This is a genomic window from Neorhizobium sp. T6_25 (assembly GCF_002968555.1).
Taxonomy (GTDB): Bacteria; Pseudomonadota; Alphaproteobacteria; order Rhizobiales; family Rhizobiaceae; genus Neorhizobium.
The window spans coordinates 27,617-39,862 of the sequence record NZ_PVBL01000025.1; the positions used below are offsets into that span (position 1 = coordinate 27,617).

At 58.5% G+C, this 12,246-nt stretch carries 9 protein-coding genes; 2 read left to right on the plus strand and 7 right to left on the minus strand.

The genetic code is table 11. From position 1 onward, the window contains the following. Window positions 1–12: 12 nt before the first annotated feature. Entirely contained in the window at window positions 13–597 is a 585-nt protein-coding gene (locus tag C5L10_RS25950) for an N-acetyltransferase (protein ID WP_105432011.1), read from the minus strand. 206 nt (window positions 598–803) lie between these two features. Between C5L10_RS25950 and C5L10_RS25955 the strand changes: the two genes are divergently transcribed. Together C5L10_RS25955 and C5L10_RS34990 are read left to right on the plus strand one after the other, a co-directional pair. Then, window positions 804–1,787 (plus strand): hypothetical protein, encoded by a 984-nt coding sequence (locus tag C5L10_RS25955; protein WP_245448187.1) that lies wholly within the window; start codon window positions 804–806, stop codon window positions 1,785–1,787. Window positions 1,788–1,959: 172 nt separating this feature from the next. Beyond that, complete coding sequence (locus C5L10_RS34990; RefSeq protein WP_172717190.1) at window positions 1,960–2,142, plus strand: energy transducer TonB; 183 nt, start codon at window positions 1,960–1,962, stop codon at window positions 2,140–2,142. 340 nt (window positions 2,143–2,482) lie between these two features. Here C5L10_RS34990 and C5L10_RS25965 read toward each other — a convergent pair whose 3' ends face one another. The 6 genes from C5L10_RS25965 to C5L10_RS25990 form a co-directional block, all read right to left on the minus strand. After that, on the minus strand, window positions 2,483–3,289 hold the full coding sequence (locus tag C5L10_RS25965) for a tetratricopeptide repeat protein (protein ID WP_105432014.1): 807 nt from the start codon (window positions 3,287–3,289) through the stop codon (window positions 2,483–2,485). A gap of 31 nt (window positions 3,290–3,320) precedes the next feature. After that, window positions 3,321–4,874, minus strand: coding sequence for a DUF1963 domain-containing protein (locus tag C5L10_RS25970; protein WP_172717191.1), 1,554 nt, complete (start codon window positions 4,872–4,874; stop codon window positions 3,321–3,323). Window positions 4,875–5,139: 265 nt separating this feature from the next. Then, window positions 5,140–5,466, minus strand: a complete 327-nt coding sequence (locus C5L10_RS25975; RefSeq protein WP_105432016.1) for a hypothetical protein — start codon at window positions 5,464–5,466, stop codon at window positions 5,140–5,142. Window positions 5,467–5,760: 294 nt separating this feature from the next. Further along, window positions 5,761–7,533 carry an SLC13 family permease gene (locus C5L10_RS25980; protein WP_105432017.1) on the minus strand — a complete coding sequence of 591 codons (1,773 nt, stop codon included), beginning with the start codon at window positions 7,531–7,533 and terminating at the stop codon, window positions 5,761–5,763. Window positions 7,534–7,664: 131 nt separating this feature from the next. After that, on the minus strand, window positions 7,665–8,963 hold the full coding sequence (locus tag C5L10_RS25985) for a mechanosensitive ion channel family protein (RefSeq protein WP_105432080.1): 1,299 nt from the start codon (window positions 8,961–8,963) through the stop codon (window positions 7,665–7,667). Between the two features lie 221 nt (window positions 8,964–9,184). After that, window positions 9,185–12,091 (minus strand): EAL domain-containing protein, encoded by a 2,907-nt coding sequence (locus tag C5L10_RS25990; RefSeq protein WP_172717192.1) that lies wholly within the window; start codon window positions 12,089–12,091, stop codon window positions 9,185–9,187. Between the last annotated feature and the right edge of the window lie 155 nt (window positions 12,092–12,246).

A 12,246-nucleotide genomic window follows, 5' to 3' on the forward strand; every position in this document is an offset into this window, starting at 1 on the left:
TCGAACTAAAGCTTAACGCGGCCGCCTCAGCATCGGAACGAGGGTCGGCGACGAACCGACCTGGATCGCGCCGAGCGTTTCGAAGCCGTGGCGTCGGTAGAATGGAATGTTGCGCGGGTTCGACGATTCCAAATAGGCTGGCGCGTGGTCTTGATCGCACCGTGCGAGCGCGTACGCCATCAAGGCGTCGCCGTGACCTTCGCCTTGATGCGCCGGGTCGACCCCGATCAGGGGCAGGTACCAATGTGGGTCGGTTGGGTGGTACGCGGCCATCTGTTCGAATATGGCCGTGGTTTCGGCGGCAAGAGAGCGCGCAACCGTGCTCTCGAGCACCGCGCCAAGCCCTTCCTCGTCGGAATGGACCCCGGGCGATAGCCACAGCGCCGCCCCGGCGTAGTCGTCGGTGCAAAAGGCGCTTCCGTTAGAGAATGCGCTGCTCCCGAACGCCCGGATCATTCGCGGCATGGCTCCAAGGTACTGGTGTGCACGCGGCCAGGTCCATCGCGCCATAGGATCCGCTGCAAACGCCAGAATGACCGTTTCGACCGCCAGATCTTCCTCGGCCGCGGCCATAACTCTCACTGTTGGAGATTTCATCCTGCCCTCCTGTCGTAGGTGGACGCTGCGACCCGCATCCGTTCTCAGCCACGCATCGTAACGCGGATCTCGTGGGAGCGATACTGGTTGCTGCGGGCTCAGCAGCTGGCTGCTTTTGGCGGCCCTAAAGAGCGGACGTCGGGCTGGCGATTGAGCTCGATTACATCTCCGTGACCACATTGTCTGGCGCGCCCGAAGCAACGATCATGTCGGCTTACAAGATTGTTGATGGCGCGGATGCGCCTTGGAACCTCCGCGAGGCTTTACCATTTACGGTGGACAAATGGTTATGGGAGGTCTCCATGTCCCTCACCCGCCGCCAATTCGCAGCACGTAGCCTCAGCCTGTACTTTGCCTCCCTGTTCCCCTTTCGGGATGCTCAAGCCGCCGAATATGACGGTGCGCTGTTCTGGCGGGCCAGGTTTGCTACATCGGAGGCGGTCCTGTTCGGTTACGTCAGGGCGCGCGGTGATGCTTTTCCAGATGTTGTCGCTGACGGGAAGAAGTTCATCGACGAGACCAGTAGCTTTCTGGTCGATGTCGATCCGGGTATCAAATTTACCCCCACAACCTTCGACAATGATGATCTAAAGCCGATTTTCCTCGAACTCGCGAAGGCGGACCAGGAGGAGCTTGCGACGATCTTTGCTGGGTCAAGGTCCATACGGTCATTTTCCAAGCTGACGGCACTGGAACTGAATATCCTGTTGATGGGAGAAGGTCAGCAAGGTTTTCGCCCAGATGCCCCGAGCCTGGGCCATACCCTGTTCATGTACGCCCAGTCCCTGAAGCGCCCTATGGCAGCATTGATATCGCAGGACGAAGTCAAGGCGCTGTCGAAGCCATTGACGCTGGAAAGCGCGAACGCGGTCGGCTCGGAAAGTGTGGTCTATCTCCTGAACCTGAGGCGCCGCGTAGGCCCGATCGGAGCACATTTCGATCGCCTCTATGGAACACGCAAGAGCGGCGAGATCGCAAAGCTCGGCGAGGAGATGGCATCCAAGGATGTGTTCGATCTGACAGAATTCATCGATAGCGGAACAATGCGATCACTTCTTATCGAGCGTCTTTCAACCCTGTCCGCGGGCACCGATGCCTTCGTCACCCTGCCGATCGGCTTGCTATCCGGCCCCGACAGCATCTGCGAGGCGTTGCGCTCCCGCGGCGCTGAGGTGACGGCGATCGGGTGAGGGGGCACATCTGTACCAAGATTTCAAAGTACAGTGCGGAGCAGGCCGGAATGATATCGCCGCTGTCCTGAAGGCGGGCCTCGCGCTCAGCGAGATCATGACAGTTCACGAATGGCGCGGATTTCTCAGGCCCATGGAAGGAGCGAGAGAGTGTTTGGATGGCGAACTTCGTATGTCGACCACCATCAAGGACCTCGACACCGATCAACTTGTACGTCTGCGCGTTACGGTTCTGCGCGACGGTTCCGTCAGAAACGTCACCGTTGAGCGATCTTCCGGTCATAGGCAAGTCGATCAGGCGGCCATCGCTATGGTGAACGGGACCGGCGGCTCCCCGCGTTCAGGGCCGGCATGAAAGGTTCTGAAATCGAGATCGTGCTGCCGGTCACGATCGGCGTGGTAAAGCATACCGCATCGAAGGTCGCACCCGCAGAACCGTCAGGCCGCTAATACAGTCATATGGGCACCGGTTTCACCCACGACGTTCCAGTGCTGTTAGAAATCGTCCGGCCATGCAAGGATTCGAACTATGACATCCTTGTCGATGTCGTCAGCCTGCTGAAAGCAGCTATGGCACGGGCACGGATATGGCTTGACCTATATTGCAATGCCAGTTTCCTCACCGAGGCGAATACAGAGCGGGGCGAGGTAACGCGGAACGAGGCACCCGGGCACAGTCCGGCAAGCAGGGGAGCCTACCGGCTCCCTTTGGACAACAGTTCCATCATCGTTGCTTCATCGGCCTTGGCTCCCGCCTCGTCGCCTGCCCGGCGGCGGGCAGCGGAACGAAAGCCGTAGAGGCCGGAATCGTTGGGCGCAAGTTTAAGGGCAGCGTCGAAATCGGCGAGCGCGCGAGATATGTCGCCGTCGTTGAAATAGGCGAGGCCACGATTGGTCAACGCATGCTCGCTGCGAGGATCGACGGTCAGCGCATGGTTAAGGTCGGCCATGGCCAGTTCCGGTCGCCCGTCCCAGCTTAGGATCGAAGCGCGGGTGACGTAGAATTCCGCCTGCGAGGGGTCAAGGCGGATTGCCCAGTCAAGATCGCGGAGCGCCGCCGCAAGGTTGCGGCCGTAGAGCAGATTCGCCTTGCCGCGCCGCCAATAGGCGGCGGCAAGGTCCGGCGCCAGGGCGATTGCGACGTCATAGTCGGCCAGGGCACGCGCGTAAGCGTCCGCCTGGCCGGGCGCCTCAAGGTCCGCTCGGTCCAGCAGTACTTCTGCGAGGTCGCGGCCGCCGAGTTCGGCAGCATCAATTAGCTTGTCGCAGGCTGCCCGCGCCTGGCCATGGCGTTGCAGGATCACATTTGCGTCTGCGCCGAAGCTCATCGGTGTTTCGGCGCTGCCGTTGCTGCAGAGCTCTCGAAGACCAGTTATCGACACCGGCGCGTCGGGCAGCGTTCGCCGCTGGTCCTCGTTTCCGGCCGCGGCTGCTGGAATGGCGACGGCCGCCAGCAGGCCCACGGCAATCAGTGCGAGCGCGACACGCAGATGAGATGGCATGCTCAATTCCTTCGCTGCGGGAGAGCCCCGCTTAACCCAAGAGAAGAACACAGCGGTCAAAGCGCCTGCCTGCAACGTCGGCGGCGGGAGCCATGATTACAACGTCGTTGGCATCCCAGAAGACGCGGCCGGTCGCTGAGCCGGCGCGCAGCCGGACGAGAACAATCCATTGGGGCGGGTCACTTAGCTCCGGATAGCCTCTGGATGCTGCGGCTGTTGCCGCCTCATTCCTACAGTCGGAGCCACCCTGGACCGTCGCATGCCCAAGCATCTGATGGCGCTGAGACGTTCCCGAACCGGCAAGTGGGCCGGTCAAAGCACGCTCGAATGCCTCATGAGTATCAGCCAGATCATCAAGCGAACCGGCCTCCGTCTCTTCGATCCTCGTTTCGGCAGTCGCGACATCGAACGATCGGGTTCGCCGGGGTCTTAGGCGCGCATACGCCGTCGTTGCCCATCGCTCGTCCGACAGCGCCTCGAAGATGGATCCCGGTTCGCCGACCGCCCACACCGGATCAGGCGTATGCGCAAAGCTGAGCATTCCGTTGGCCATCAACTCCGCCGTGACAAGGTCTCCTTCCGTATGCGGCAGGACACTAGGCTCTCCAGCAGGATCGAGAGCTGCGGCGACCGCGACCGCGGCGGCAGAGGCTTCGATGATCGCTTCCGTCATTGGGTGACGTACAAGGAGGGCGCCAGGTGGTGTGTAGACAAGGTCTAATAGCAGGGCATCGCCGTGAGCGAAGAACGACAAAAGGCCCTCGTCCGGGAGAGGCTGCATCGGCCCGCACGCCGCTTTGATCTCGGCGAGATTGATCTGCATCAGAAACGGATGGCGCATTCCGCGGGCATTGCTCGGCCACATATCCGGCGGCAGGTCAGGCCCGCCGCCGATGCGGCTGGCCCCCAAGGGCGCCTCTTCGCCAAAAGGCTCCTCTACCAGAGCAACCGCGTCCGTCCAGAGCTGGGACACCGCCAATGGGTCGCTTTCTCCCAGGGCTACGGCGAACCGCTCGTCCCAGACAATATCCGCAGGATCGGGATCGCGATTTTCAGTGCCTTGCCCCGTATCGATGGCCGCTATGGTCGCTTGGCGGGCCTTTTCCTGGTTTTGCAATTGCGACCGAAGCGTTTTTTCCCCGACGTGATCAGTGCGCGCCTGCAGTCCTTGCATAAGCGCATTGAAACCCGTCTCGACGGCGTCCCGTTCCTTCGCTGTAGAGCGCCAGCCGAATGCCCACAGGCGATCATCCCGACCCCGAAAGACAGCCACACCTGCCGTCACGGACGGTCCGGTGCCCGTGCCGTAGCGTCCTTCGCGTCCTAGCACTTGAACGGGAGCGAGAGACCATTCGTGCGGACCGCTCGGGCCGATGAGATCCGCTGCGACTTGCGCGAATATCGCATCGGGTTCCCACGGCTTGTCGGCGTCTCGTGCGAGCACGAAGAGCGACGGTGGCTCCGATCCGCCCGGATGAGGGCGCAGATCGAAGCGCTCGAGTTCACGTGCAAAGACGTCCGGAAATTCGAGGAGGGGTGTAAAAACGAAGTCGCGTGTCATCCATCTTTTGGGTCGATAGGCCATGGCACGTCCTTCTGCTTGCAACATTCCAAGGTTAACATACCGACGTTTCGTCGGTCCACGCCCGATCGGCACCAATTGCCCATGCGGAGGCGGTCCGACAGGCCAGCTCGACTGGACGGGCGGGGAAGACCACTCAGTCACGGCGCCTGCAGGGAGCTTTGGAAAGATCGTCTGGGCCCATTGAACCTTCCTCTAAGATTGGGCGGATAATGAGGGTCAGTGATGGCGCGGTCGCCGCAGGCCGTCGGCTAATGATCGGGTATGTTCAAGTTCCCAGACCCTTCCAGTAGTGATCGATGATGTGCCTACAGTTTCTGACGATGCGTTCGCCGATTTCGGGGTCGCCGCCTTCGAGGGTGTCAGGATTGCCGCCGCTCAGGCGCACGAAGGTCACCTGCTGGACGGTGAAGGTGAAGTAGTCGGAGATCGTAGGCTCGAATTCCAGCCCGGCTTCTCGAAACCTGTCGGCCACTTCGGTCGCCGCTTCCTCTATGGCTTTGAACACTTTTTCTAGCATCGTGCGCTCGGCCGCTTCTCTGATCGCGAGGTACTGCCGCTGTTGCGGTGTTGGAACGGAGCAAGTCTTGGTCATGCGTGTCTCCATATTCGATCGCTCTTGGCGGCTTCGGGTTCGCTCTACTTCCGCGACTGAATTCCCTATTAGTCAAGGCTCCTGAGTATTTGGCTGGTGATGTGCCGAGCGCTTTCTTGAACATACGCCGGCTCGACGTCGGACACGCCTTCCACGCCCAGTCCGCGGATTTCCGTCTCCGTCTCCCCAAAAAATTCCTCATCTCTGGTTAGGTTGGGAGCCTCGAATGCCGAGACGCCCGCAGCTCATCGGGACAAGAACCTCAAAGCTAAGCGGGGAGATAGCCTCTTGAGGTCAAATCGGCGGCCATACGAACAGCAGCGCGGGAACGCTGACCAGGACGATTAGCGCCGATAGGGGCAGGCCGAGACGCGGGTAATCGGAGAATTTATACCCGCCAGGACCGAAGACGAGCGTGTTGCATTGATGGCCGACGGGAGTGAGGAAGTCGCAACCGGCTCCGACTGCGACCGCCAACAGAAAGGCCTCGGGCCGGAACCCCAGATTGGTTGCGAAGCTGGCAGCAATAGGCGCCATGACCAGCACGGTGGCCGCGTTATTGAGAAACGGCGTCACAGCCATTGCGGTGACGAGAATCATACCAAGGGCTCCCCAAGCCGGGAGGTCGGTCGCAACATTACCGAGCCAATTGGCGATCAGGTCGCTGCCGCCTGTGGTACGAAGTGAGTCCGAGACCGGTATGAGAGCGGCAAGCATGATCAGGATTGGCCCATCGACCGACTTATAGACATCGGCAAGCGGGATCGCCCTGAAGACGACCATGCCAAGCGCCGCTGCGAAGAAGGCCACCGGAATCGGGGCAAGGCCGACTGCCGTGGTTGCCATTGCAAGCGCCAGGATGATCAGTGGAATGAAAGCGCGGCGGCGGGTCCCGAGCAGCACCTCTCGCTGGGCGAGCGGCAACAGGGCGAAGTCCTGCAGCAGCGCGGTCAGGCTGGCGCGGCTCCCTTGTAGAACGAGTACATCACCCATACTGATGCTCAAGCTGCCTAAGCGATCCTTCAGGCGTTCGCCGCGACGGCTAATTGCCAGCAGGTTCACTCCACGTGTGTACGAGAGCGCAAGTTCTTTGGCCGACAGACCAGCGAGTGCCGACTCCTGGCTGACGATCGCTTCAAGAGAAATGATATCCGCCTCCGGCAGCCCGTTTTCCTTCAGCGGCTTACCCGAGAGTTGCAGTTTCCCGCTGGAAACAATTCGATCGATCGCGGACGAGGGCCCCTCCAGCAGCACGACATCCCCGAAGCGAAGCAGGAGATCCGGGAAAGGAGCCATGCGTGTGGCGCGGCGCAACACGGCGGTGGCGATGACTTCCCCGTCCGCCGGTTTCAGCAGATCGCTCAGCGCCCGATCGAGCAGAACCGACTCGGCGGTCAGCGCAACTTCGCTCGTGTAATTCTTGATCTCGACGGCGTCCTCAATCGAGCTGTTCTGCTTGGTGCGGCTTGGAACTAGCCAATGGAAGAACAACAAGAAGGTGACGCCGACGATAGTCAGGATTCCACCTATCGGTGTAAAGTCGAACATCCTGAACGAGGTTCCGGTCATCTCTTCCCGTAAGCGCGACACGACTATGTTCGGAGAGGTGCCGATCTGCGTCATCAGGCCGCCGAGCAGGGCGGCAAACGACATTGGCATGAGGTATTTGGAGGGAGAGGCCCCGGACTTCTTTGCAAACTGAAAGGCGACGGGCATCATGATCGCCAATGCGCCGATATTCTTGATGAAGGCCGAAAGCAATGCAACGACGATCATCAGGAGCGCAAGCTGTGTATGAAGCGTGTTCAGATTGGGGAAGAACTTCTTGATCGCCGTATCGACGATACCCGACCGCGCTACGCCCGCGCTAACAACCAATGCGCTGCCGACAATGATGACGATGTCGTCCGAAAAGCCGGAAAACGCCTTGTCAGGCGGGACGATCCCGACCGCGACCGCAAGAATAAGAGCGCAACAGGCGACGACGTCGTACCGAAAGCGGTCCCAGATGAATACCGCCATCATGAGTGCGATGACGGAGAAGGCGAGTATCTGCTGTGTCGTCATGCGAAACCAGAGTAAGAGACCGGAATGTCACCGACAACCAGGCGATGGATGATGCGCCGCTTGCAAACGAAGCTGGCTTCTCCAAGTTCCGCAGCGGGGCAACCTTAATCAAGAAGCGGCCATCGCCATCGCTAGTCTTGTGGTGCAGGCCGGATATCGACCGGCGTCTTCATGATGATTTCCCGGTGCGGGAATGGAATTGAAATGCCCGCCTCCTTAAATGCGTCCCAAAGCGCCATCAGGACCTGACCCCGGACGTTCGTCAGACCGTTGGCGGGGTCGGAGATCCAGAAGCGCAACCTGAAATCGAGAGAAGAAGCGCCAAACCCGGTAAGCCAGCAGACGGGAGCCTTGAAATCGCTCGCAACGCGCTCGACCGTCGAGGCGGTAGCCATCGCAAGACTGACAACCTCGTGGGGGTCGCTATCGTAAGAAGTGCCAAAATCCACATCGATCCGAACAAAGTCGCTGGAGAACGACCAGTTAACGACCTGTTGCGAAATGAAGTCCTCATTCGGGATGAGATATTCCTTGCCGTCGCGGGTGATGACCGAGACGAATCGTGAACGCAGATCACGGATAGAGCCGAACGTGTCGCCGAGTGTGATCGTGTCGCCTGGCTTGATAGACTTGTCGAGCAGGATGATGATGCCGGAGATGAAGTTCGACACCACCTTCTGCAAGCCGAAGCCAATCCCCACGCCAACAGCGCCGGAGAAAACAGTCAGCGCGGTTAAATCGATACCCGTCGCCGATAGCGCGATCGCGCCGGCAATGATAATCAGGCCAATCTTGATGAATTTGCTGATTAGGACCTTGATAGAAGGCGACAGATCACCCGACTTCTGGACCCAGTGCGAAAGGACGTTCCCGAGGAGCACCGCAACCCAGATGAGCGCCACTGCCAAGACTACTGCTTTGATGACAAGCAAGAGCGAAAGCCGAACGGCACCAAGGTTCAACGCAAGTCCGTCGAGTGCGGAGAGCACGGGCTCGTCGAGCCTCAGAGCGTAAAGCGCAAGATAGCCCCAGCTCAAGAACGCGACGGTCCTTGCGAGGGTCGGATTGCGAATGATCTTGGTGAGGACCGAGATTATGAACCAGGCGGCGGTCAAAGTGAGGGCCGTCGAAACAAGCCAGCGCTGTGAGCTCGAAGTCATTCGCATCAGAATAACGTCTGCGAGCCACAGCCACATCGTGAGGAAGAGCCAATTCAGTCGGCGCATGAAAGCGATTATCACGCGTAGCAGGTCCGGATTTCCCTTGATTTGCCGAGCTCTCGCGTCCAGGGCAGCCTCAGCACGTGAAGCCGCAAAAGCCGCCAAGAGATACCCTGCGGCGATTATAACGACTTGGTAGAGCGTCCATTCTGAAAAGACGTAGGCTCTGATCCACGCTTCGAACCCGTTTACGAGCTGTCTGATATCCATAATCGCGGCCTCGCGGAGCTTCACGCGATAAAGGCGCTAGAGAGCGTTTTGTTCAACTTTCTTCCGTGGCGCGATAAGGCTCAGTGGCTTCGCCCGCGTCCATGCTTGCTTCACAGCATGCTAAAATGGCCGCTCCCGGAACCGCGAAAGAATAGTGAAATAGATCTTTTGAAGTGTCGGAGTGTTCGAACTGGCTGCTGGATTGTCGAGGTGAAAGACCCTTATCGAGACACTCGTTGATACCGAAATCTCTCCAGCAGCGGTGCGATCATCGAGCCAGAGACTGGGCGGCTGAGGAGGTAGCCCTGACACTGATCACATCCTTCATCCGCCAATACACTGAACTGCGCCGCGTCCTCCACGCCCTCTGCTGTCACGACCGCCGAAAAGCTTTTTCCCAAGCCAATGACGGCGCGAACGATAGCGAGGTTTTCCTGGGATGATGTCAGATCGGCGACGAAAGAACGATCGATCTTGAGCTTGTCGAACGAGAAGCGGCGCAGATATGACAAGCTGGAATAGCCAGTGCCGAAATCATCCAAAGCAATTCCAACGCCGAGGGTCTTCAACTGATTGAGGAGACGCACGTTCTCCTCACTGGCGGTAAGAAACACCGACTCGGTTATTTCAAGCTCTAACCGGTTGGGAGATAAGCCCGATTGGGAAAGGACAGTCGCGACTGTCGCAGCGAGCTCAAAGCCGCTAAACTGTTTTGGTGAAAGATTGACCGCGACCTTGATGTTCTCCGGCCAATTGGCCGCCTCACGGCAGGCTTGCTGCAGAACCCATTTCCCGATCGCCTCTATCAGCCCGGAAGCCTCTGCAACTGGAATGAATTCCGCAGGTGAAATCCGACCTCGTTCAGGATGCCTCCATCTCAGTAGCGCTTCGCAGCAGACTATTTTTCCGGAGGTCGTGTCAACGATCGGCTGATATTCCAGACTGAGCTGAGCTTTGCTCAACGCCGATGACAGCTCTTCACGAAGCTGTCGCTCGCGATCGGCCTTTTCCTCCATCGAGGCTTCGAAAATAATGTGGCCGCTGCTACCGGCTGCTTTCGCGGCATACAAGGCCAGGTCGCCTCGCTTCATAAGTTGGTCGGCAGTTGTTCCATGCTCAGGTTTGATGACAATACCGATGCTGCAACCGACGGAGACATCGCGGTTCTCAATTTTGAACGGCTGGCCGACGACGGAAACAAGGGTTTCTGCAAGTTGCCTTACACTGTCTCTGCCGATATCGCCTCTGTGTATCAGGCCGAATTCATCGCCGCCAAGTCGCGCCAGGATATCGTCGACGCCTTTGATCATCAGCATCCGTTTGGACAGCTGACGAAGAAGTTCGTCGCCGGCATGATGGCCGAGACTGTCATTAATTGCCTTGAACTTGTCGAGATCGAGAAGAAGCAAAGCGAAGCCCTCAGGGCGGGACAAGTGCTGGTCAAGGCAGGTTTGGAACGAAAGCCGGTTGGGCAAATCAGTCAGAATGTCATGCAAAGACAGATGTCGATTGCGATCCTCGACCTTCAGACGCTCAGTGACATCTTCAGAGATTCCAAGGAGGAACCTTTGATTGCCGTCGGCGTCCGGAACGCCGATCTTCTGGGTGCGAAGCGAACGGATGCCATCCGCTGTCGATAGGGGTTCGTTCTCGATCGTCACGAGTTTTCCCAAGGCGACAACCTCACGGTCCGCCTGGCGAAAGCGTTCTGCCTCGTCCTTGTCAAAAAGGTCAAAGTCGGTTTTGCCAACGAGTTCCTCGCGGCTAATCCCCAGCAGCCTTTCCCCGGCTTTATTCAGCAGTATAAAGCGACCGTCGAGCGCGTCCTTGACGAACACCATCGATGGAATACTTTCCACCACTGCATCGAGAAAAATTTGCGTGCTGGCCAGTTCGCTCAACGCGCGTTCTCTTTCCGTCACGTCAATGTTGGCAACCACGACACAGTCCCTGTCGGCATGGCGCGTGCGCCGTGCAAACGTCATGACACGGATTTTTTGGCCCGTTGCTGTCCGGTGGATCCCAGGACGCTCGGACTGATAAAAATCTCCAAACGACATAATAGTGGAGCGGAGCATATCCCGCTCTTCCTCCAACCGAACATCGAGAGCATTTCGTCGAAGAGCCTCCTCTCGCGAATAGCCATACAGCGTGCAAGCTGCGTCATTGAAGGAGAGGAAATCGAGTGTCTCGGCGTCGAATATCCACATGGGGATCGGGTTGCGGTCGAACAGCATTTCGAACGATGCCTCCCGCCGCTTTCGCTCGGTGACGTCGCGGATGATGACGCCCATGCTGAAGCTTCCGGCGTTAGCCCAAATCCCGGCGGAGAATTCGATTGGAAATTCGCCGCCTGTTTTGTGCACTCCAGTCGACTCGATCGGCGTGAAGGATAGAAATTCTGTTCCGGCGGATCGGAACTTTCGCACGACAGCCGCCATCTTTCGCTGTAATCTGGGCGGCAGAAGTATGCTAATCGAAGCGCCGATTAGCTCGTTTTTCTCAAATCCGAATATCGTCCGGGCTGCACGGTTGGCGTAGGTAATCGTGCCGGCCGAACTGATGTGCAGAATAGCGTCGGGAGATGTGCGATTGAGGCAGAGCGCTGCTCTTCGGGTTTCGGACAGGCGCTTCGTCTCAAGCTGGTCAGTGACGAGCCGTGCCAGCGATTTCAAGTTCTCTTGGTCTCTCTTTGGGAAGTTCAGCCTCGGGCGGGTATCGAAGATGCAGAGGCTACCGATTACCTGACTGCGGGCGGAGACAATCGGAACGCTGACATAGAAGCGGATGGACGGCTCCCCGATCACGAGCGGGTCGTCTTTGAGCTGCAGGTCGACGCTAGCATCGGGAACCACGAGGCATTGTCCGGCGACTAGCCGTTCGGTGCAGGACATCAGGTCTCGCGTCATTTTTGATGCCGCTAATCCCGCTCGTGCCGAAATATGTTGCGTCGTGCCGTCGTTAAGTAAGATCATGGACGAAGCAACGTCAAAGATCCCCGTCGATAATTCAGCAATTCGGGCGAGGGCTGGATCGATTTCAGCTCCCAGGAAGCGGAAATTGTGCACTTCGCGGAACCTCAACTGCTCGCGGCTGCGACGATATTGGATGTCTCCCAAGTATTCCATCTGGGCAGTCTCTCGGCTCCCGTTGCCTGCGTGTTCGAGAGATTTAGGCATGTTAAGATTAGAGAGCCTTTAACGCACCGTCTAGACATTCGCACTTCTGCAAGTTAAAGGGCGCCCGTCTTTTGGATAAGAGGAAGGAATCATTCACCTTGGGA